The 23,081-nt window shown below is 42.6% G+C and carries 23 protein-coding genes; 2 read left to right on the top strand and 21 right to left on the bottom strand.

Annotated elements, in window-relative coordinates; all coding sequences use genetic code 11:
- Positions 1-39 precede the first annotated feature (39 nt).
- The 14 genes from rpsQ to rpsL form a co-directional block, all read right to left on the bottom strand.
- Positions 40-306 carry a 30S ribosomal protein S17 gene (gene rpsQ / locus FC60_RS04730; RefSeq protein WP_007121982.1) on the bottom strand — a complete coding sequence of 89 codons (267 nt, stop codon included), beginning with the start codon at positions 304-306 and terminating at the stop codon, positions 40-42.
- Positions 307-330: 24 nt separating this feature from the next.
- Positions 331-537 (bottom strand): 50S ribosomal protein L29, encoded by a 207-nt coding sequence (gene rpmC, locus FC60_RS04725; RefSeq protein ID WP_007121983.1) that lies wholly within the window; start codon positions 535-537, stop codon positions 331-333.
- Complete coding sequence (gene rplP, locus FC60_RS04720) at positions 527-958, bottom strand: 50S ribosomal protein L16 (protein ID WP_007121984.1); 432 nt, start codon at positions 956-958, stop codon at positions 527-529. Before rplP ends, rpmC begins: the two co-directional genes overlap by 11 nt.
- Positions 959-973: 15 nt before the next feature.
- Entirely contained in the window at positions 974-1,618 is a 645-nt protein-coding gene (rpsC, locus tag FC60_RS04715) for a 30S ribosomal protein S3 (RefSeq protein WP_007121985.1), read from the bottom strand.
- 12 nt (positions 1,619-1,630) lie between these two features.
- Positions 1,631-1,978 (bottom strand): 50S ribosomal protein L22, encoded by a 348-nt coding sequence (rplV, locus tag FC60_RS04710; RefSeq protein WP_056937306.1) that lies wholly within the window; start codon positions 1,976-1,978, stop codon positions 1,631-1,633.
- A gap of 14 nt (positions 1,979-1,992) precedes the next feature.
- Positions 1,993-2,274: a 30S ribosomal protein S19 gene (gene rpsS / locus FC60_RS04705; protein ID WP_007121987.1), complete on the bottom strand. Its 282-nt coding sequence runs from the start codon at positions 2,272-2,274 to the stop codon at positions 1,993-1,995.
- Between the two features lie 36 nt (positions 2,275-2,310).
- Positions 2,311-3,156, bottom strand: a complete 846-nt coding sequence (gene rplB, locus FC60_RS04700; RefSeq protein ID WP_007121988.1) for a 50S ribosomal protein L2 — start codon at positions 3,154-3,156, stop codon at positions 2,311-2,313.
- Positions 3,157-3,182: 26 nt separating this feature from the next.
- Complete coding sequence (gene rplW / locus FC60_RS04695; RefSeq protein ID WP_007121989.1) at positions 3,183-3,476, bottom strand: 50S ribosomal protein L23; 294 nt, start codon at positions 3,474-3,476, stop codon at positions 3,183-3,185.
- Positions 3,476-4,099, bottom strand: coding sequence for a 50S ribosomal protein L4 (rplD, locus tag FC60_RS04690; protein WP_007121990.1), 624 nt, complete (start codon positions 4,097-4,099; stop codon positions 3,476-3,478). Before rplD ends, rplW begins: the two co-directional genes overlap by 1 nt.
- Positions 4,100-4,120: 21 nt before the next feature.
- Positions 4,121-4,783, bottom strand: a complete 663-nt coding sequence (rplC, locus tag FC60_RS04685) for a 50S ribosomal protein L3 (protein ID WP_056937305.1) — start codon at positions 4,781-4,783, stop codon at positions 4,121-4,123.
- A gap of 49 nt (positions 4,784-4,832) precedes the next feature.
- Positions 4,833-5,141 (bottom strand): 30S ribosomal protein S10, encoded by a 309-nt coding sequence (gene rpsJ, locus FC60_RS04680; protein WP_056937304.1) that lies wholly within the window; start codon positions 5,139-5,141, stop codon positions 4,833-4,835.
- Between the two features lie 288 nt (positions 5,142-5,429).
- Positions 5,430-7,517, bottom strand: a complete 2,088-nt coding sequence (gene fusA, locus FC60_RS04675; RefSeq protein WP_056937303.1) for an elongation factor G — start codon at positions 7,515-7,517, stop codon at positions 5,430-5,432.
- Positions 7,518-7,627: 110 nt separating this feature from the next.
- A complete protein-coding gene (gene rpsG, locus FC60_RS04670) occupies positions 7,628-8,098 on the bottom strand; it encodes a 30S ribosomal protein S7 (protein ID WP_007122711.1) in 471 nt (156 codons plus the stop codon).
- 17 nt (positions 8,099-8,115) lie between these two features.
- Positions 8,116-8,529 (bottom strand): 30S ribosomal protein S12, encoded by a 414-nt coding sequence (gene rpsL, locus FC60_RS04665; protein ID WP_007122712.1) that lies wholly within the window; start codon positions 8,527-8,529, stop codon positions 8,116-8,118.
- A 236-nt stretch (positions 8,530-8,765) separates the two neighbouring features.
- Here rpsL and FC60_RS04660 point away from each other — a divergent pair, with 236 nt between their 5' ends.
- The gene (locus FC60_RS04660) at positions 8,766-9,416 is read left to right on the top strand and encodes a prepilin peptidase (protein ID WP_056937302.1); all 651 of its coding nucleotides are present in this window, start codon (positions 8,766-8,768) and stop codon (positions 9,414-9,416) included.
- Here the strand turns inward: FC60_RS04660 and FC60_RS04655 are convergent.
- The gene (locus FC60_RS04655; protein WP_056937301.1) at positions 9,399-10,580 is read right to left on the bottom strand and encodes a DUF998 domain-containing protein; all 1,182 of its coding nucleotides are present in this window, start codon (positions 10,578-10,580) and stop codon (positions 9,399-9,401) included. The two genes, FC60_RS04660 and FC60_RS04655, sit on opposite strands and share 18 nt — an antisense overlap.
- A 144-nt stretch (positions 10,581-10,724) precedes the next feature.
- On the opposite strand from FC60_RS04655, the gene FC60_RS04650 reads away from it, so the two are divergent.
- Positions 10,725-11,453 carry a gamma-glutamyl-gamma-aminobutyrate hydrolase family protein gene (locus FC60_RS04650; RefSeq protein ID WP_056937300.1) on the top strand — a complete coding sequence of 243 codons (729 nt, stop codon included), beginning with the start codon at positions 10,725-10,727 and terminating at the stop codon, positions 11,451-11,453.
- A 55-nt stretch (positions 11,454-11,508) separates the two neighbouring features.
- On the opposite strand, the gene rpoC is transcribed toward FC60_RS04650, so the two are convergent.
- The 6 genes from rpoC to FC60_RS04620 all read right to left on the bottom strand — a co-directional run.
- Positions 11,509-15,165 (bottom strand): DNA-directed RNA polymerase subunit beta', encoded by a 3,657-nt coding sequence (gene rpoC, locus FC60_RS04645; protein ID WP_056937299.1) that lies wholly within the window; start codon positions 15,163-15,165, stop codon positions 11,509-11,511.
- Between the two features lie 39 nt (positions 15,166-15,204).
- Complete coding sequence (gene rpoB / locus FC60_RS04640) at positions 15,205-18,783, bottom strand: DNA-directed RNA polymerase subunit beta (protein ID WP_056937298.1); 3,579 nt, start codon at positions 18,781-18,783, stop codon at positions 15,205-15,207.
- A gap of 211 nt (positions 18,784-18,994) precedes the next feature.
- Positions 18,995-19,585 (bottom strand): TetR/AcrR family transcriptional regulator, encoded by a 591-nt coding sequence (locus FC60_RS04635; protein WP_007122717.1) that lies wholly within the window; start codon positions 19,583-19,585, stop codon positions 18,995-18,997.
- An 80-nt stretch (positions 19,586-19,665) separates the two neighbouring features.
- A complete protein-coding gene (locus FC60_RS04630; protein ID WP_056937297.1) occupies positions 19,666-22,131 on the bottom strand; it encodes an ATP-dependent Clp protease ATP-binding subunit in 2,466 nt (821 codons plus the stop codon).
- Positions 22,132-22,145: 14 nt separating this feature from the next.
- Positions 22,146-22,616, bottom strand: a complete 471-nt coding sequence (locus FC60_RS04625) for a CtsR family transcriptional regulator (protein WP_007122719.1) — start codon at positions 22,614-22,616, stop codon at positions 22,146-22,148.
- Between the two features lie 156 nt (positions 22,617-22,772).
- Positions 22,773-23,081, bottom strand: a 309-nt coding sequence (locus FC60_RS04620) for an LPXTG cell wall anchor domain-containing protein (protein WP_056937296.1), incomplete at its 5' end; no start/stop codon positions are given.

Genomic DNA, 23,081 nt, shown 5'->3' with positions numbered 1-23,081 from the left:
TCAATATGTAAGAATTAGAATACGAATTTTAGATTTTAATTAAAGCACGATGGCCTTTTCAACGACTTTAACCAAACGGAAGCGCTTCTTAGCTGATAAAGGCCGCGTTTCCATGATTTGAACAGTGTCGCCAATATGTGCTTCGTTGTTTTCATCGTGTGCGTAGAACTTCTTTGAGTACTTAACACGCTTTCCGTAGATCGGTGCACTCTTGTAAGTATCAATCACAACCGTGATCGTTTTGTCCATTTTGTCAGAAACTACACGACCTTGGTACACCTTACGTGCATTACGTTCGTCACTCATGCGTAATCCTCCTTTTCGTATTCGTTATTTGTTTAATTCTTGTTGGCGAAGAACAGTCTTAACCCGTGCAATGTCCTTCCGAACTGTCTTCAGGCTTGCAGTGTTTTCCAATTGCCCGGTTGCTAATTGGAAACGTAAGTTAAACAATTGTTCCTTCAGTTCCTTTTCCCGGTTTTGCAATTGATCAGTGGTTAATCCATTTAGTTCTTGTACGTAATCTTTAGTCTTCATTAGATTCTCCACCTACTTCCCGTTGTAAAATCTTAGTGCGAACTGGCAACTTGTTACCGGCAAGACGCAAAGCTTCACGTGCAACTTCTTCAGGAACACCTGCAACTTCAAACATCACCTTACCACGCTTAACTGGTGCAACCCAACCTTCTGGAGCACCTTTACCATTACCCATCCGGACACCAACACCTTTGCTTGTGTACGAGTGGTGAGGGAAAATCTTGATCCAAACCTTACCACCACGCTTCATATGACGTGTCATCGCAATACGTGCGGCTTCGATTTGGCGGTTGCTAATCCAGTGTGAATCTAAGGCTTGTAAACCAAATTCACCAAAGTTAACAGTCTTACCACCCTTGGCTTCACCACGCATGTGACCACGTTGAACCTTACGGTGTTTTACTCGCTTTGGTACTAGCATGTTTTTCTTCCCTCCTTATGCTTTGTTTTTCTTAGCTGGCAATACTTCTCCACGGTAGATCCAGGTCTTGATACCCAAAACCCCATAAGTCGTGTGGGCTTCATCCCATGAGTAATCAATGTCAGCACGTAATGTATGCAATGGAACAGTTCCGTCAGAGTATGATTCAACCCGTGACATATCAGCACCGTTCAAACGACCAGCAACTTGGATCTTAATACCCTTAGCACCAGCACGCATAGCACGTTGCATTGCTCCCCGCATTGCCCGACGAAAGGCAACCCGATTTTCAAGTTGTTGAGCAACACTTTCACCAACAAGGTGAGCTTCTAAATCAGGCTTCTTAATTTCCACAACATTAATGTGGACACGCTTGCCAGTAAGCGCGTTTAATTCTTTACGAAGTGCTTCAACTTCTGAACCACCCTTACCAATTACCATTCCTGGTTTGGCAGTGTGAATTGAAACGTTCACGCGGTTTGCAGCCCGTTCAATTTCAACAGTTGAGACAGATGCATCAGCAAGTCGCTTTTCAATGTATTCACGGATCCGAAGGTCTTCGTTTAAGTATGCGGCGTAGTCCTTATCAGCGTACCACTTAGCAGTCCAGTCACGAATGACACCAACACGGAAACCAGTTGGATTAACTTTTTGACCCACTATTCGTCCCTCCTACTTTTCAGTTACAACCACTGTAATATGACTAGTCCGCTTGTTAATTGGTGAAGCAGAACCCTTTGCCCGAGGACGGAAACGCTTTAGCGTTGGTCCTTCGTTAGCGTAACATTCACTTACAACCAATGAAGCTTGATCTAAATCAAAGTTGTTTTCAGCGTTTGCAACAGCAGATTTTAATACTTTTTCAACGTCTGAAGCAGCACCATTAGGAGTGAACTTCAGAATAGCAAATGCTTCAGCAACAGTCTTGTTCCGAATAGTATCTAATACTAATCGAACCTTCCGTGATGATACACGTACCATCTTGGCAGTTGCCTTAGCTGAAGTAACGTTTTCAGCCATTTCTTAATTCCTCCTTACTTCTTACCAGTCTTCTTGTCGTCGCCGGCGTGACCGCGGAAAGTCCGTGTTGGTACGAATTCTCCTAATTTGTGGCCTACCATATCTTCTTGAACATAAACTGGTACGTGCTTACGACCATCATAAACAGCAAAAGTGTAACCAATAAAGCTAGGGAAGATGGTTGAACGACGTGACCAAGTCTTAATGACAGTCTTCTTTTCGTTATCGGCTTGAGCTTCAACCTTCTTTAATAGTGAAGCATCAGCGAAAGGTCCCTTTTTTAAACTACGACCCATCTGTGTACCTCCTCTCGGGTATTACTTTTTAATTTTTTAACGAGTATGTGGACCACGCTTACGACCACGAACAATAAATTTGTTTGAACGAGCCTTGTGTGAACGGGTCTTCTTACCAACAGTCTTCTTACCCCAAGGTGAAAGTGGTGATGGTAAACCAACTGGAGCCTTACCTTCCCCACCACCATGTGGGTGATCATTAGGGTTCATAACAGATCCACGAACATGTGGACGTTGACCAGTGTAACGCTTACGACCAGCCTTACCAATCTTAATTAGACCATGTTCGTCATTTCCAATTGCACCAACCGTAGCCCGGCAAGTTGCTAAAATCATCCGAACTTCACCAGATGATAGACGAACTAAGACATACTTTTCTTCCTTACCAAGTAATTGAGCTGAAGTACCGGCAGAACGAGTTAATTGACCACCCTTTCCTGGCTTCAATTCAATGTTATGAATAACAGTACCAACTGGAATATTCTTTAATGGCAATGCATTCCCAACCTTGATATCAGCTTCTGGACCCGATTGAACCGTCATACCAACCTTCAAGCCCTTTGGAGCTAAGATGTATGACTTTTGACCATCAGCGTAAACTAATAAGGCAATGTTAGCAGTCCGGTTTGGATCATATTCAATTGCCTTAACAGTTGCAGGTACATCATCCTTAATCCGCTTAAAGTCGATGATCCGGTATTGACGCTTTGTCCCACCACCACGGTGGCGAACAGTCATCCGGCCAGAGTTATTACGACCAGCCTTGTGCTTTAATGGAGCCAATAATGTCTTTTCAGGAGTAGTCTTCGTAATTTCAGCGAAGTCATATCCGTTCATATTACGGCGTCCATTAGTGGTTCCTTTGTATTTGCGAATTCCCACGTTTTTATCCTCCTATCCTTTAGATTTTATTCGTTATCGTCACCGAATAACTTGATTTCATTTGAGTCTGCAGAAAGCGTAACAATAGCTTTACGACGACGCTTTGTGTAACCAACATAACGCCCTTGACGCTTTTGCTTTCCTTTAACATTCATAATGTTAACCTTGACAACTTTAACGCCAAAGATTTCTTCAACAGCATTTTTAACGTTAGTCTTAGTAGCACGTAAATCAACATCGAATGTGTAACGCTTATTGTCCATCATTGAAGTTGATGCTTCAGTAATGACTGGACGCAAAATAATATCGCGTGCTTCCATTATGCGAGCACCTCCTCTACTTGAGAAAGAGCTGACTTCGTAACCACAATCTTTTGTGCGTCAACAACATTTAAGATGTTAACACCAGCAGGAGTAACCACCGTTAAGTTAGGTAAATTCCGACCGGAAAGTTGGGCATTCTTATCGTCGTCAGTCACAACAACTAAAGTCTTTTCAGTAACTTTTAAGTTGTTCATAACACCAGCAAATTCCTTAGTCTTTGGAGCGTCAAAGTTGATTGAATCAACAACTACAAAGTTTTCAGCATTAACCTTTTGTGTCAAAGCTGACTTAATAGCTAATTGACGAACCTTACGGGGAAGTGCGTAGTTGTATGAACGAGGAGTTGGTCCGAATACAATACCACCACCACGGAATTGTGGTGCCCGGATTGACCCTTGACGAGCCCGACCAGTTCCCTTTTGACGCCATGGCTTCTTTCCACCACCACGAACCGCGGAACGATTCTTTACGGCATGGGTACCCTGACGCATTGATGCACGTTGACGTAAAATTGCTTCAAATTCAGCACTTTCGTTAACTTCAACAGCAAATACACTGTCGTTTAATTCAACGGTACCGTTTTGGCTTCCGTCTTGGTTGTATAATGCAACGCTAGTCATTTAAAACTTCCTCCTTCCTAATTATTTGTTTTTTTGTTTGCTAAGGCTCTTCTTAGTGTTAGCCTTTACAGAGTTCTTAATCGTCACGAATGACTTGTTAGCACCTGGAACATTTCCCTTAATTAAGAGAACATTGTTTTCAGTATCAACCCGAACGATCCGTAAATGTTGGACTGTCCGTGTGTTATTACCCATCCGACCAGGTAATTTCTTGCCTTTGAAGACATGGTTGATAATTGCTCCAAGTGACCCTGGGCGACGGTGGTAACGAGAACCGTGAGCCATTGGTCCACGACGTTGTCCGTCTTTATGAATGTTACCTTGGTAACCATGACCCTTAGTGATTCCTGTTACATCAACAGTTTCACCTTCTGCGAAGAGATCCGCTTTGATTTCGTCTCCAACTTTAATGTCGTCTCCTAATTCTGCGTCGCGGATTTCTGCGATGAAGCGCTTAGGAGTCGTATTTGCTTTTGTAGCATGACCTTGTTCGGCCTTGTTACTCAATACTTCACGCTTATCTGCAAAACCAAGTTGAACGGCTTCGTAACCATCATTTTCGACAGTCTTGATTTGCATTACGACGTTTGGCGTTACTTCAACTACAGTAACTGGAACCAATTCGCCATTGTCAGTGAAGACTTGAGTCATGCCGACCTTTTTACCTAAGATTCCTTTGGTCATGAGTACACCTCCAATTTAATGATTTTTTATTTCGAATCAAAGATTCAAATTATAGTTTAATTTCGATATCGACACCACTTGGCAAGTCAAGCTTCATTAATGAGTCAACTGTCTTTGGCGTTGGATCAACGATGTCGATCAAACGCTTGTGAGTCCGAATTTCGAATTGTTCCCGTGACTTCTTGAACTTGTGTGGTGACCGAATCACCGTGTATAAAGTCCGTTCAGTTGGTAACGGAATCGGGCCTGAAATTTGAGCACCAGTCCGCTTAGCAGTTTCAACAATCTTAGTTGCTGATTCATCTAATACGCGGTGTTCGTAAGCCTTTAAACAAATCCGAATTTTTTGGTTTGCCATTGTTTTCCCTCCTTCGTCAATTTTGAAAATATGACTGGCTCAGTGAAAATTACCGCCACATCCGTGGCAAAGCGGCCGGGTGTGTCGCAACCTTTCACTTCACTGCCTGGCACTTAGAAACCTTGATTTATCGGGCTTTTCGACCCGCTTTCTTCCAAGCACTCTTTCTATAATACACGAACAACCCTTTAATATCAAGGTTTTCATCGACTTTCTTAAATTTAATTTCAATGAGAATTATTACAGACATAAAAAAGAATGCCCAAAATTTTGAGCATTCTTTTAAGATTATTTATTACCACCGTTTTTTTCGATGATTTCTTCTTGAATGGACTTAGGAACAGCTGAGTAGTGATCGAAAGTCATTGAGAAGGTCCCCCGACCTTGCGTTGCCGAACGAAGGGTCGTAGCGTAACCAAACATTTCAGATAGTGGAACGAAGGCATGAACTAATTGTGCATTACCACGTTCTTCCATTCCATCGATACTCCCACGACGAGCAGTAACGTGACCCATGACATCACCAAGGTTGTCTTCTGGAGTCACAATATCAACTTTCATGATTGGTTCAAGGATGGTTGCACCACCCTTTGGAGCAGCATTCCGAAGAGCTAAGGAAGCAGCAACCTTAAAGGCAGCTTCAGATGAATCGACTTCGTGGTAACTACCATCGTATAACTTAGCCTTTAAGTCAACTAATGGGTAACCAGCCAAGACACCATTTTCCATAGCTTCCTTTAAACCTTGTTCAACAGCTGGGATATATTCACGTGGAACAACCCCACCGACGATTGCATCTTCAAATTCGAAACCGGCACCTTCTTCAAGTGGCGTAAATTCAATCCAGACATCCCCGTATTGACCTTTACCACCTGATTGACGAACGAATTTACCTTGAGCTTCAACCGTATTGGTAAAGGCTTCCCGATAAGAAACTTGTGGCTTACCAACCGTAACTTCAGCGTTAAATTCACGACGAAGACGTTCAACGATAATGTCTAAGTGTAATTCACCCATCCCGGCAATTAAAGTTTCACCAGTTTCAGGATTAGTTTCAGCCTTGAAAGTAGGATCTTCTTCAGCTAACTTTTGGAGACCCTTATCCATCTTATCTTGGTCAGCCTTTGACTTAGGTTCAACTGAAACTTGAATAACTGGTTCAGGGAATTCCATTGATTCAAGTTGGAGTGGTTTGTCAGGATCAGTTAATGAATCGCCAGTAGTAGTGTTCTTTAGACCGATTGCTGCAGCAATATCACCAGAGAAGACTTCTGGAATTTCATTTTGTTGGTTGGAGTGCATTTGAAGCAAACGACCAACCCGTTCCCGCTTACCTTTAGTAGCGTTCAAAACATAAGAACCAGATTGTAATGAACCTGTGTAAACCCGTAAGAAAGTTAACCGACCAACAAATGGATCCGTCGCAATCTTAAAGGCTAAAGCAGCAAATGGCTTATCATCACCAGCCGTTAATTCAATTTCGTTTCCATCTTCATCAGTGGCAACAAATGGCTTAACATCAAGTGGGGATGGTAAGTAATCCAATACCGCATCCAACATCATTTGAATCCCTTTATCCTTGTATGCTGAACCAGCTAATACCGGGAATAATTCTTGGTTCAAAGTTGCTTGCCGAATAGCTGCCTTGATTTCTTCAACGGAAATTTCTTCCCCTTCAAGGTACTTAGCCATGATGTCATCATTAACATCAGCGAGAGTTTCGATCAATTCTTCGTGTTGTTGTTCTGCTTTGTCCTTTAGGTCAGCTGGAATTTCCACAGTATCCCAAGTAGCCCCTTGATCATCGTTATCATAAAGGTAGGCTTCCATTGTTACCAAGTCAACCAAACCGATAAAATCATCTTCGGCCCCGATCGGTAACTGAATTGGTAGTGGCGTAACATTTAAACGATCTTTAATAGTAGAAACTGTGTAATCAAAGTTAGCCCCCATCTTGTCCATCTTGTTAGCAAAGACAATCCGTGGAACATTAAAATCATCAGCTTGACGCCAAACAGTTTCCGTTTGTGGTTCAACACCAGCTTGTGCATCTAAAACCGTCACAGCTCCATCAAGCACCCGGAGTGAACGTTCAACTTCGACCGTGAAGTCAACGTGTCCTGGGGTATCGATGATGTTAATCCGGTGATTCTTCCATACGGCCGTTGTAGCGGCAGAAGTGATCGTGATCCCACGTTCTTGTTCTTCTTCCATCCAGTCCATTTGGGAAGCCCCATCATGGGTTTCACCAATCTTGTGAATCTTACCAGTGTAGTAAAGAATCCGTTCTGTAGCAGTGGTTTTACCGGCATCAATGTGTGCCATAATCCCAATGTTACGAGTCTTTTCAAGAGGGTATTCACGTTTGTTAGCCATCTTAAAAATGTTCTCCTTCCATTTAAATCAATGAATGTATCTATATTTGACAAAAGGGCACGACCAAGATGCGTCCCCTTAATTTACCTAAGCAGCTAGGTAATAATTGATTACCAACGGTAGTGAGCAAAAGCTCGGTTGGCTTCAGCCATCCGTAAAGTATCTTCCTTCTTCTTAATTGAAGCACCAGTATTGTTAGATGCATCAATAATTTCGTTGGCAAGACGTTCTACCATGGTATGTTCTCCACGCAAACGTGCGTATTGAGTTAACCAACGGAGTGCCAAGGTCCGTTGACGATCTGGACGAACTTCGATCGGCACTTGGTAGTTAGAACCACCAATCCGACGAGCCTTAACCTCAAGGGCAGGCATGATGTTTTCCATAGCTTGTTCAAATACTTCTAATGGATCATTACCAGTTTGTTCCTTAATTTGATCAAGAGCTTGGTACAAGATCTTAGAAGCAGTTCCCCGCTTACCGTCAAGCATCAAGTGGTTAATTAAGCTAGTAACTAACTTGGAGTTGTAAATTGGATCTGGTAATACTTCTGGTTTTGCGATATGTCCCTTACGTGGCATTACTCAATTCTCCCTTCTTATTTCTTAGGCTTCTTAGCACCGTACTTAGAACGGCTTTGCATCCGACCTTCAACACCGGCCGTATCAAGCGTCCCACGGATGATGTGGTAACGAACCCCAGGCAAATCCTTAACACGTCCACCACGAATCAAAACAACTGAGTGTTCTTGAAGGTTGTGGCCGATCCCAGGAATGTAAGCAGTAACTTCAATCAGGTTTGAAAGACGAACACGGGCGTACTTCCGTAAAGCTGAGTTAGGCTTCTTAGGAGTCATCGTTCCCACACGGGTAGCAACCCCACGCTTTTGTGGAGATGGTGTCTTAACTTCTTCCTTCTTGAAACTGTTGTATACGTAACCAAGAGCAGGTGACTTTGACTTGCCCTTGTGGCTTTTACGTCCTTTACGAACCAATTGGTTAATTGTAGGCATAATATTTTCCTTCCTTATTTTAGTCCACACATCCAGGCGGTTCTTTTTTCTGAATAAAAAAAGCGCTCAGATGATATTTAATTATGTGCTATCGCCGCCAGATTATCATCTGTCATGCGACAGACACCTTGCTGCTTCAAAAAGCACCTCTATTAAACTATCACGAAGCCCTTATAATGTCAATTACTCTTTGGATATTTTACGATTTCTTCCGTATTTTATTTTAGGAGGTCATCATGCAAGTTTGTTTAATTTTTGTTTTCATTATTTGTTGGATTTCATTTATAGTTGCATTCACACATCGAACGCTTTTAAATCCACTCAAGTATACTTCAAGTTTTTCACAATGTGATCATTGCCTGCACCCTTTAAACTGGTGGCAATTAATTCCAGTTGGCGGTTGGGTTTTCCAAAAAGGTCGTTGTCATTGGTGTCAGCAGCCGATCGATGCTTTTAATCCCATGATTGAACTAATCTTAACAGCTTGGTATCTAAGTAAATTTCAAATTTATGGAGCCATTCCAACTTTGATCATTCTTACCACCATAACAATCATTACGACAACTGACTGGTATGAACAATGGATTAACCCGGTCTTTTTATGTGGTTTTTTGCCCTTTCGGTCGGTCATGTTAGCTGATAGCCATTGGTTTATCTACCTAATTGAAGTCAGCTTAATCCTTTTTTTATTAGGAATGAATTATCATCAAAAACTGGGCTTTGGTGATACGGCTTACCTCATCATTATCCTTTTTTCCGTGGGTTTAACTGCCACCTGCTGGATCATACTTTGTGCTTGCTTACTAATTTTATTGACTAGTCGTTATCAAACTAAATCACTGCCATTTATTCCTTACTTAAATTTAGGCCTAATCTTGATTATCTGACTCATGTTTAATGACAACTAAATTAACATCTAAAATTTCGCTATCCGATTGAATCAAATATTCTAGATTTTGGAATAACAATAATGTCCACGATAAGGCTAAACCAAAGGAAAGTAATTCAAATGCCGTTAATGACAAATAACGCACAAATTTAAAAGCAATATACTCCGCTGCCATCACTGCGCCCATTAGATAAGAAAGCCGAAGAAAATTTTTACTAATCATCGGTAAGATCCACCGTAAAATGATAATCAAAATTAACAGCAGATAGACTAACCACATTGAAATTTGATCATGCAAATAGTGAAATTCCTGATTATTAGGAAATAATCCCACTCCCGCCAAACAGGCCGCCAACCCAAAGAGCAACCACCGGCTAATTTCGATCCGCCAATTATGGTATCTGCGTTTCAGATTAACAAATAAGTAATCAACCAGGGTAGCCATTAGGATCCCGGTAAAAATCAAGGTCAAGTTAAACTGCATTGAAGAACCACTCTGAGCAGTTCCCAGGTAACTGAAGTTATAACGCCACCAATTCTTCCGACCATTAGTGAGCATCGAAAATAATACCCCACCTAAAATCATGATGGTCATCAAATTGGTAATAATCCCCGGTGACAGCGTCATTGATAAATTAATCATAATATAATTAATCACTGCAATAGAGATCGCAATCATGATACAAGCAGTATAGATGTCAAAAGTTGCTCCTCCAAATAATTGAGATAAGACCCAAAAGAGAGCATAGACTGTAAAGACTAGAATTAAGCCACTGGCCATCGCAATCGGTAGTAACATCCGCCAAGAAAATTGCTGAGCTGGGCCTGTTCGTCTTATTTTTTCAGAAATAAAGGTAATAATAAAAGCCCCAATCCCACATAGGCCACCAAAAGCCGTAATGATATTGCCAAGTGAACTTGCTGGCCCACTTAATGGGACCAGTTGAATCCGATCAGCATACAATTGAGAAAATACTAAAATCGCTACTAAGATTGCCGGTAAAATATACCAGCGCATTTTAATTTGTGGAACGATTGAGGCCAAATTTTCAGGCTCAATCACCAATTGATGGCGGTGAACACGCATCACCAGAGGTCCTGATTTGGGAATCTCGGTATTTTCCATTGCCTCTTGGGGAATTTCAACTCGATATTTGCTCATGCTTTCACTCCTCTTCTATTTAGTAAGGATAGCACAATTATGATTTAATAACGACGCTCTCATCATTTTCTAATTCTTTTAATTGACATGCATATATAAATCCAATAAACTATTTTTATAAACTTTTTTTAGGGTGGAAGTTTCATGAGAAAACCTATTATCGCGATGCCTGCAGATACGTTTACCGAGGCAACTAACATTATTAACTTACGTAATGCTGCCTTTGCGCCAGACCCTGCAATTCAAGCGATTACAAAATCAGGTGGAACCCCTCTGATTTTACCGACCGTTGCTGCCGAATCAGCTCCCGACTATGTACACTTGTTTGATGGACTGCTCTTATTAGGTGGTTTTGATGTTGACCCAACCTTTTTCGGCGAAGAACCCCATTATGAATTAGGCGAAACCTTTCGCAAACGGGATCTCTTTGAAATCGCCTTATTAAAGGCTACAGTTGAAGCTGGAAAGCCAGTTATGGGTATCTGTCGCGGTCTACAATTAATCAATGCTGGCTTGGGCGGAACTCTTTATCAGGATTTATCAGAAGATCCATCTGCTAAGTTAAAGCACCACCAATTAGCACCCGGTAATTTACCCACTCACCACGTTAACACCGAACCCGGTTCTAAACTAAATGAATTATTGGGTGATCGAGTATACGTAAATTCCCGTCATCATCAAGCCGTAAAGCGGATTGCTCCTGGCCTGCGCATCACTGCCACTGCTGATGATGGGGTGGCCGAAGCCATTGAAAGTGAAGATTCAGATCAAGTAGTAGCAGTCCAATGGCACCCAGAAAACATGTTCAAGCATAATGAAGAAGCTCAAATGCTCTTTAAAGACCTAATTACCCGTAGTCAAAAAGCTGAATAAACCGTAAAAGGCACTCAATCTCATTTCGATTGAGTGCCTTTTGTATACAAAGAATTTAATCTTCCTGATTTAATTCAGCTTCCATTTCCCGAATTGAAGCTGTTGGGGTAGTAGCATAGGCCGTTTCCGGTTGTTCAACGCTAACTTCCCGTGGCTTAATTCCACGGTAAGTACCCATCCCCGTACCGGCAGGAATAATCTTACCGATAATAACATTTTCCTTCAAACCAACTAATGGGTCATTCTTACCACGAATAGCAGCATCCGTTAAGACCCGCGTAGTTTCTTGGAATGAGGCTGCAGACAAGAAACTATTTGTTTCAAGGGCTGCCTTAGTGATCCCAAGGATAACTGGACGAGCTGTAGCTGGAACCCCACCAGAAATCAAGGTCTGGTAGTTAGCATCACGGAATTGGCTAATATCCATTAATTCACCTGGTAAGACATCCGTATCACCTGGATCCATAACCCGAACTTTCCGGATCATTTGCCGAACCATGATTTCCACGTGCTTATCAAGCAAATCAATCCCTTGCATCCGGTAAACCTTTTGGATTTCAGCTAACATGTAAGTTTCAGTGGATAATACATCCCGAACTCGGATCAATTCCTTTGGATCAATTGAACCTTCATTCAAGGCATAACCACGGCGGATTTCATCGCCTTCACCGACCCGCATCCGCGTCGTAATTGGTAAAGTATAAGTACGCGTATCGGCATCACCCTTAACGGTGACATCCTTCGTTTGGTCAGCTGGGTTTTCTTCGATTGATTCGATAACCCCAGTAACCTCGGAAATAACGGCCTTCCCTTTCGGGTTCCGTGATTCCACAATTTCTTGGATCCGAGGAAGCCCTTGAGTAATATCATCATCACCGGCCACCCCACCAGTGTGGAAGTTCCGTAAGGTCAATTGTGTCCCAGGTTCACCAATTGATTGAGCGGCCACCGTCCCGATTGCTTCACCGGCCTCCACTTGGTCTCCAGTCGCTGCGTTTCGGCCGTAACAACGTTCACAGACCCCATGGTCGGTGTTACAAGTGAAGGCCGTCCGAATGGTAACCTTTTGTACCCCAGCATCGACAATTTCTTGGGCCATTGCTTCGTCAATCAAGACATTCTTACCAACAATCTTTTCGCCAGTTTGTGGGTCAAAGACTGACTTCATGGTGTAACGTCCTAAGATCCGGTCATATAGTGGTTCAATCATTTCATCACCATTAGTAATGGCCGTCACGTCTAAACCACGATCCGTTCCACAATCTTCTTCCCGTACAATTACATCTTGGGCCACATCAACCAACCGCCGGGTTAAGTAACCAGAGTTTGCAGTCTTGAGGGCCGTATCAGTCATCCCTTTACGAGCCCCATGTGATGAAAGGAACATTTCCAAGACGGAAAGCCCTTCACGGAAGTTTGACAGAATTGGTAATTCCATAATCTTACCAGATGGTGAGGCCATTAAGCCCCGCATTCCGGCTAATTGGGTAAAGTTTGAAATGTTACCACGCGCTCCGGAATCAGACATCATGTTGATTGGGTTATGGATGTCCATATGTTCAACTAATTTTTCTTGGACTTCATCCTTAGCATCATTCCAGACACCAATTACCCGTTCATACCGTTCATTATCAGTAATCAATCCCCGACGGAATTGCTTAGTAATCAAGGCAACCTGTTTATGGGCCTCATCTATAATCTCAGGCTTTTCTTTCAAATCGGTAACGTCAACGATCCCTACAGTTACCCCTGAAATCGTGGATTCGTAGTAACCCAAGTCTTTCATCTTATCAAGTAATTGGGAAGTAATTGTCACCTTGTACTTCTTGTAGACTTCAGCAATGATGTCAGATAAGAAGCCAACCTTAAATGGTGCTACTAATGGTGCATTTTCCAAGTAATCGTTAATATCTTCCCCTTTATCAAGGAAGTAACGATCGGGAACCCCATTAGTTAGGTTTTCCATCGTTGGTTCATTAATGTAAACATAATCTTCTGGCATGATGTTGTTGAAGATTAACTTCCCAACACTCGTCACCATAACTCGATTACGTTGATCATCAGTAAATGGTTTCTTTGGATATGCGGAGGTTTGTACCCCGACCCGGGTTTGTAATGAAACATACCCGTTCTTGTATGCCATGATGGCTTCGTTCATATCCTTGAAAATCATCCCTTCACCTTCACGACCTTTATCTTCAATGGTCATGTAGTAGTTCCCAATAACCATATCTTGTGAAGGCGCCACAATTGGTTCTCCATCCCGCGGACTCAGAATATGGTGAGCCGCCAGCATAAGCAAGCGAGCTTCCGCTTGGGCTTCATCAGACAAAGGAACGTGAATAGCCATTTGGTCCCCATCAAAATCGGCGTTATAAGCTGCACAAACTAATGGGTGTAACCGCATCGCTTTTCCTGAAACCAAGATTGGTTCAAAGGCTTGAATCCCTAGTCGGTGAAGGGTAGGGGCCCGGTTAAGTAATACTGGGTGTTCCTTAATAACATCTTCGAGGACATCAAAGACAACTTCATCTCGGTTATCAATCATCCGCCGAGCAACCTTAGGGTTATTAACTAATTCGCGCTTGGTCAATTCATGGATAATAAATGGCTTGAATAATTCCATCGCCATTTGCACTGGCAAGCCCATTTGGTTCATCTTCATCGATGGACCAACATCGATAACAGAACGACCAGAGTAGTCAACCCGCTTCCCAAGTAAGTTTTGACGGAAACGCCCTTGCTTCCCTTTAAGCAAATGAGAAAGGGACTTCAATGGACGATTACCAGGGCCGGTAACTGGACGACCCCGGCGACCATTGTCAATCAGGGCATCGGCCGCTTCTTGAAGCATCCGCTTTTCGTTTTGGACGATAATTCCCGGAGCATTCAGATCTAATAACCGCTTCAAACGGTTATTCCGGTTAATTACCCGCCGGTATAAGTCATTTAGATCAGACGTTGCGAACCGACCACCTTCAAGTTGAACCATTGGTCGTAAGTCAGGTGGCATAACTGGTAAGACATCCATCACCATCCATTCTGGGCGATTACCCGACTTCAAAAAGGCTTCAAGGATATCAAGCCGGCGTACTGCCCGCGTTCGCTTTTGGCCAGTTGCTTCTTTTAGCACTGCCTTCAATTCAGCCGTTTCCTTTTCGAGGTCCACATCGGCTAACAACTTTTGTAAAGCTTCAGCCCCCATTTGAGCTTGGAAACGATCACCATATTCAGCTTTCTTTTCCCGGTATTCAGGTTCGGATAAAAGTTGTTTCTTTTCCAGTGGAGTATCACCAGCATCAAGCACAACGTATGAAGCAAAGTAAATTACTTCTTCTAATGAACGTGGACTCATGTCTAAGACCAAGCCCATCCGACTTGGAATCCCCTTAAAGTACCAAATATGAGTAACTGGGGCAGCTAATTCAATGTGTCCCATTCGTTCCCGACGAACCTTTGAACTAGTAACTTCAACCCCACAACGATCACAAACGCGACCCTTGAAACGTTGGCGCTTGTACTTACCACAAGCACATTCATAATCCTTAGTTGGCCCGAAAATCCGTTCATCAAAGAGCCCGTCTTTTTCAGGCTTTAATGTCCGGTAATTAATCGTTTCCGGCTTTTTAACTTCACCGAAAGACCAACTACGGATCTTTTGTGGAGAGGCTAACCCAATCTCCATACTTTCAAAATTATTGACATCAATCAAAGGATAATCCTCCTATTTCAATCACGATTACACTTTTCATTAGTTTGAAGGAACTTCGTCGGTTGCTTCGCTCGTTTCCGTTGCGGTTGCTTCAACAGGTTTTGCCTTTTGAGCCACCTTCCGAACATCCATGACGTCTTCGTCCATGTTCTTCAATTCCACTTCTTGATGGTCGTTATCAAGCACCTTCATATCTAGCCCTAGTGATTGTAATTCCTTCACTAAGACCCGGAATGATTCCGGCACCCCTGGCTTAGGAATTTGTTCACCGTTAATAATCGCTTCATAAGTATTCACCCGACCAACGACATCATCTGATTTGTAAGTCAAGATTTCTTGAAGCGTGTAGGCTGCTCCGTATGCTTCCAGGGCCCAAACTTCCATTTCACCAAACCGTTGACCACCGAATTGGGCTTTCCCACCAAGTGGTTGTTGAGTAACCAAGGAGTATGGTCCAATCGAACGAGCGTGAATCTTATCGTCAACCATGTGGGCTAACTTAAGATAGTGCATGACCCCAACGGAAACCCGTTGTTCAAATGGTTCACCAGTCCGTCCATCATAAAGAATGGTCTTCCCATCTGATGGTAATCCAGCTTCCTTAACGGCATCCCATACATCCGCATCAGTTGCCCCATCAAAGACAGGCGTAGCAATATGAATTCCCAATTCACGAGCAGCCATTCCAAGGTGCAATTCAATCACTTGACCAATGTTCATCCGAGATGGAACCCCCATTGGACTAAGCATGATATCAATTGGCGTCCCGTCTGGCATATATGGCATATCTTCTTCCGGAACAACGATTGAAACCGTCCCTTTGTTACCATGCCGACCGGCCATCTTATCCCCAACTTGGATCTTCCGCTTTTGGGCAATGTAAACCCGAACCATCATGTCAACGCCAGGGGCCAATTCATCACCATTTTCACGAGTGAAAACTTTAACGTCTTGGACAATTCCGCCACCACCGTGTGGTACCCGGAGTGAAGTATCCCGTACTTCACGTGATTTTTCACCAAAGATGGCATGCAGCAAACGCTCTTCAGCTGATAATTCGGTCACCCCTTTAGGCGTTACCTTACCAACTAAAATGTCGCCATCATTAACTTCGGCCCCAACACGAATGATCCCGCCTTCGTCAAGATCGCGTAAAGCTTCTTGACCAACATTAGGAATTTCTCGCGTCATTTCTTCAGGACCTAATTTGGTTTCCCGAGCTTCTGATTCGTAGGATTCGATATGGATAGACGTGTAAACATCGTCCTTCACTAGACGTTCGTTAATCGCAATGGCATCTTCGAAGTTATAACCTTGCCATGTCATAAAGGCAATCAATGGGTTTTGCCCTAAGGCTAATTCACCTTGTTCCATTGATGGGCCATCTGCTAAAACATCGTCAACATCAATGTGTTCACCGACTTTAACAATTGGCCGTTGATTATAGTTCTTACCACCATTGGAACGGCGGAACTTCATTAGTTTATAAGTATCAAGCGAACCATCTTCTTGACGAATCCGGATTTCCTTGGCATCAACAAATTCTACAGTTCCGGCATTCTTGGCAATTAACGCAACTCCAGAATCATGAGCGGCCTTGTATTCAATCCCCGTTCCAATTAATGGAGCATGTGGGTTGATCAACGGTACCGCTTGCCGTTGCATGTTGGCCCCCATCAAGGCCCGGTTAGAGTCATCATTTTCCAAGAAAGGAATACATGCTGAAGCGACAGAAACTACTTGCTTTGGCGAAACGTCCATGTAATCAACATTATCTGCTGACGTTTCGATGTAGTCTTCCTTGTCACGACACATAATCGTTTCTTCAGCAAAAGAGCCGTCTTCGTTTAACTTAGTGTTTGCTTGGGCAATGATATAGTTATCTTCTTCATCGGCCGTCAGGTAATCGATCCGGTCAGTAACCTTGTGAGTGTCCCATGAAACGCGACGATATGGAGTTTCAATAAAGCCGTATTGGTTAACTCGTGCATAGGAAGACAAACTGTTAATCAAACCAATGTTAGGACCTTCCGGTGTTTCAATTGGACACATCCGACCGTAGTGAGTATAGTGCACATCCCGCACTTCATATCCAGCCCGATCACGCGTCAAGCCACCTGGCCCTAAGGCTGACAACCGCCGCTTATGCGTCAATTCACCCAATGGATTGGTTTGATCCATGAATTGGGACAATTGGGAAGAACCAAAGAATTCCCGAATTGAAGCTACTACTGGACGAATATTAATCAATTGTTGTGGCGTTACAGTATTGATATCTTGGATTGACATCCGTTCCCGTACCACCCGTTCCATCCGAGCTAACCCAATCCGGAATTGGTTTTGCAACAATTCACCAACCGAACGAATCCGCCGGTTACCTAAGTGGTCAATATCATCGGTCGTTCCGATCCCTTCTTGTAAGTTCAAGAAGTAGTTTACAGAAGCAATGATATCAGCTGGTTGAATGTGCTTCAGATCTAAGGAAATATTACCGTTTGAAACGATCGGCACAACCTTTTCAGGATCATCCTTGGAATAAACCAAAATCTTTTGTAATTGAACTGGTTCAGTCACAACCGCATCATCAGATGGTGTGTACGTGATCATCTTAAAATCATCACTTTCCAATGCTGATTCAAGATCCTTAAGCACTTCTTTGGTTACCACGTCACCCTTATTAGCGAGGATTTCACCAGTTTCAGGATCGGCTAAGGTTTCAGCTAAAGTTTGTCCCAACAGGCGGTACTTCATCTTTAACTTCTTGTTAGTCTTGTAACGACCAACTGGTGCCATGTCATAACGCTTTGGATCAAAGAAGCGGGTAATTAACAGACTACGTGCTGAGTCTGCTGTCTTTGGTTCACCAGGACGCAAACGTTCATAGATATCCTTGAGGGCTTCTTCAACTCGTGAGTCTTCAGGTTCTTTGTGCACATCCTTATCGATAGTGGCGTTAAGGGACTCACTTTCATCCCCTAACATATCGATGATCTCATCATCAGATCCAAACCCAAGTGACCGTACTAATTCCGTAATAGGCAACTTCCGGGTCCGATCGATCCGAACATAAGAAATCCCCTTGGCATCGGTTTCGTATTCTAACCATGCCCCTCGGTTAGGAATGAAGTTAGCGCCAAAATTAGACCGACCATTCTTGTCAGCTTCTTGACTGAAGTATACCCCTGGTGACCGCACTAATTGAGAAACAATTACCCGTTCGGCACCGTTAATGATAAAGGTCCCCTGGTCAGTCATTAATGGGAAGTCCCCAAAAAAGACATCTTGAGACTTAATTTCACCAGTTTCATGGTTAGTAAGCCGCAAAGTTACATGCAAAGGTGCTGAGTAGTTAGCATCATGTTCCCGGGCTTCATCCACCGTATATTTAGGTTCTAATAATTGATAATCAACGAATTCTAAGGAAAGTTTTCCTTGAAAATCATCGATCGGCATAATGTCATTAAACATTTCCCGGAGACCGGTATCCATAAACCAATTATAAGAATCGGTTTGGATCTCGATCAAATTCGGCAAGTCTAAAACTTCCCGAATCCGAGAGTAACTTCGCCGTGTACGGCGCTTACCATACTTAACTAAATGTCCAGCCAAACTGTTCACCTCTCTAATTCGCTAGTCGAACTCACGCCAAATATTACATTTTGATTACATTTTGTATAATCACCTGATTTTTGGCAAAAAAAAGCCAAAAGCAGTTGAACACTGCCTTTGGATTTTTATAAAGACGCCGGTGGACAATAGATCACCGACCTCACTGAGTCCTAAATTACATACAGATTAATTGTACTCAGTTACTATTCAAATGTCAATTCTACCGAGCAATAAACCCATTTAAAATACAATCAAGCAAAACCCGCTGCCGTTGCTCGGGACTAACGGCATGTCCTCCCAGCGATAAAACCGTTCCATGTAACGGTTGAAGCTCCGCTAAGTATAATTCGGCGGCTTCACGCGGTCTAACATCGGGTCGCAGATTAACGATATCTTGCGCAAAGTATTGTGCCAACGGATTAATATAATCCATCGTAAAAATAGTATCTAGCTTTCGACGCGAGCTCAATGATAATTGACGACGAGCCTCTTGATAATAGCTATATACACTTTGCGGATGCAACTTAAGATACACATTCGTGATCTCTTGTAATTGTTGTTTAATATCTAAATTTTTATTACGAAGTACCCGTTGGATTTCTTGGCGAACTCGGGTTCCATGCTCATTCATCACATCCAGATATAAGACTTCTTTATCCTTAAAGTGATGATATAAAGCCGGTTGGGTAATGCCAATTTGTTTAGCAATATCACGCGTGGACGTTTGGGCATAACCACGATTTAAAAATAGTTTGGTCGCCGTTTTTAAAATCGCCTTATGGGTCCGTTCTAATTTTTCTTCCCTTTTCATTTCTATACCTATTTTTAACTAGTTTTAATGCTTAACGGAATTGTATTAGAAACCGTCCATTTTAGCAAGATTATCGATCATTAAACCGTTACAAGTTGACCATTTTGTTTAAAGTCTAGTTGGCCTTTATGGGCACCAACCGTAATCTGATCGCCCGCTTGAATATCCCCGTCAAGAATCAGCATACTCAAGGGATTTTCAACCAGTTTCTGTATTGACCGCCGTAACGGTCGTGCTCCATAAGCTGGATTATAGCCGTCCTCTGCAATCGTATCTAAAGCGGCTGTCGTTAATTTTAATTTAATTCCTTGGTCAGCTAAGCGGTGGATTAATTGGCTCGCCAGCAGCTTAACGATTTGACGTAATTCAGGCTTGGTTAATGAATGGAAGACAATCGTTTCATCAATTCGATTTAAAAATTCCGGTCGAAAAGCTAATTTAAGTTGTTCATTAACCGCAGCTTTCATCGCCGCATAATCCTCATGCACATCTGTAGCGCCAAAGCCAACCGTTTTAGTGTCTTGAAGTTGAGTAGCGCCTAGGTTCGAGGTCATAATTAAAATCGTGTTACGAAAATCGACACGCCGTCCTTGCGAATCCGTTAAGAAACCATCATCTAAAACTTGTAATAGTAAATTAAAGACATCTGGATGAGCTTTTTCTACTTCATCCAATAAAACTACTGAATAAGGATGGCGACGAACCTGTTCCGTTAACTGGCCACCTTCTTCGTAACCAACATAGCCTGGTGCGGCGCCAACTAGCCGACTGGTACTGTATCGTTCCATGTATTCAGACATATCAATCCGAATCATTTGATCACGCGAACCAAACATCTCTTCAGCAAGCGCTTTTGCTAGTTCCGTTTTCCCAACCCCGGTTGGACCTAGGAACATAAATGAACCGATCGGCCGTTGCGGGTCTTTTAGACCACTTCGACTCCGGCGAATAGCTTCTGAAATAACCCGAACGGCCTCTTCTTGTCCAATCACACGTTGATGTAAGTTTTGCTCCAAGTTCACTAACCGCTTACTTTCCTGCTTTTGTAATTGCGTTACCGGAACACCAGTCCATTCTGCAACCACAGTTGCCACATCATTAGCAGTAACTTTCAACCGATAGTGACCATCATTGGCAGCCCGTTGGCGTTTGGCCTCGTATGTTTCTAATTCGACCTTTAATTTTAATTCGCTTTGCCGTAAGTCCGCAGCCAAATCAAAATTTTGTTCTAATATAGCCTGTTCCTTTTGGTTTCGAACCTCAGCTAATTGTTGGGACAATTGAATATCTTTATGGGGATGATTTTCAGCATTAATCCTAATAGTAGCTGCTGATTCATCCATTAAATCAATCGCCTTATCTGGCAGATAACGATCATTAATGTATCGTTTTGATAATTCAACGGCTGATCGCAAGGCATCATCAGTAATTTCAACTTGATGATATTGTTGATACTGTTCGCGCAACCCTTCCAAAATCGTTAAGGTTTCTTCCGTTGACGGTTCTTCGACCATTACAGTAGAAAAGCGCCGTTCTAAAGCTGCATCTTTTTCAACATATTTTCGATATTCATCAAGGGTGGTGGCCCCAATTAATTGAATTTCTCCTCGAGCTAGAGCTGGTTTCAAGATATTAGAAGCATCTATTGCCCCTTCCGCTCCTCCAGCACCAATCAAGGTATGAATTTCGTCGACAAATAAAATAACGTTCCCGTCTTCAGCAATTTCATTGATCACTTTTTTAAGCCGGTCTTCAAATTCACCCCGGAATTTAGTTCCTGCAACTAGCGAGCCCATATCCAAAGAAATCAAGCGCTTATTTTGCAGCGTTTCGGGCACTGACCCCTTCACAATGCGTTGAGCCAATCCTTCGACTATCGCTGTTTTCCCGACCCCAGGTTCACCAATAAGAACGGGATTGTTTTTGGTTCGCCGACTTAAGATCTGTAAGGCTCGTTGGATCTCTTTATTTCGCCCGATGACTGGGTCAACATCTTTCTCGTTAGCCAACTTAGTCATGTCGCGACCTAGTTTATCAAGTGTTGGCGTCCCTTCAGCTGGCTGATTATTCTGTCGATTAGACCGGTTCATGTTTCGTTCCGAAACTCCTAAGCGCTTCAAAAGTGCCTTTCGAGCAGTTTTGGGATCGGCACCTAAATTATAAAGAATTCGCGAAGAGAGGATCGAGTCATCACTTAATAAACTTAGTAACAAATGTTCCGTACCGATGCGACTATTTTGCAGACGTTGAGCAATGGTTGCGGCCCGCCGCAGGACTTCACGTAATTTAGGTGAATTTGGAACATAAGTAGATGGATCGACACTTTGAACGCTACCGTAACCTGTAAAACGTTCAATTTCTTCACGAATATCATCACTTTTTACGTTGTATTGATTCAAGACATTAGCAGCAACCCCTATCTCTTCCATACTCAAAGCTAATAAAAGGTGCTCTGTCCCAACAGCTTGGTGGCGAAACATACGCGCCTGTTCTTGAGCAACCTGCAAGCTATTTCGGGCGCTTGGGGTATACAAATATTCATCCATCAGTAAATCTCCTCTTAACTCTCATACCGTAGCCGGTTTAACAACATCTTCATCACGTGAGCCCGAAAGCGTTGTTGATCATAACGATCTCTGATAATCAAAGTTTGTTTTGAAATCATTGTCATCATCAAATCGCCTTCACGACGAGTAATCAACTGTTCTTGATATAAAGTCTTAATCACTGCAGCGGCATCTCGTTCTGTTAATAAATCACCAATTCCATTAATTAGAGTTTCTAAAACATCAACCCCATCTAATAGACTGACCTTTTCAATCCGAATGTAACCACCGCCGCCACGCTTACTTTCAACAAAGTAACCACGTTGAGGGGTAAACCGGGTTTTAATTACATAATTAATTTGTGAAGGTACCACATCAAAGTGATCAGCAATTTCTGAACGACGGATCTCAATTTGAGAAGCATCACCCAAAACAGATTTTAAGTATTGTTCAATCACATCAGACATACTTTTTTCTTCTGCCATTTTAGGAACCTCCTTACATCTGACTATTATTGACCTTTATTTTAACATATCTAATTAGCGCTTGCCGATTAATACGCTTTCTCACCTTTTAAAAACAGGAGTGACAATTCCACCAAGGAAAGTCACTCCTGTTTTATTAACAGCGAATACGCTTGTTTATTTCTTCTTTTTCGATCGCTTGATCCCCGCCAATGTAGCAATACCCGCCATTATAAGTCCAATTGTAGCCATCGAACTCGAAGCTGTATTACCAGTTTGCGGTAATTCTTCAGTTTGTTTCGTCGCGGAAAGGTTGTTTACATTATGTTTGATAACCTGATCTGCATCCTTCCAAGTGTAAACTCCGGAATGATATTGAATATCAGTTACTCGTGACATGGAAAGTGACAGACTAGTTGATTGACTTGAGCTTTCGTTCATTGAAGTGCTCAAGGATTCACTCGTTGATGCGCTCAAGGATTCACT

It is taken from the genome of Limosilactobacillus gastricus DSM 16045 (genome assembly GCF_001434365.1).
Lineage (GTDB): Bacteria > Bacillota > Bacilli > Lactobacillales > Lactobacillaceae > Limosilactobacillus > Limosilactobacillus gastricus.
Note: the sequence above shows the minus strand (reverse complement) of the source record. Positions and strands in the feature narration are given on the sequence as shown.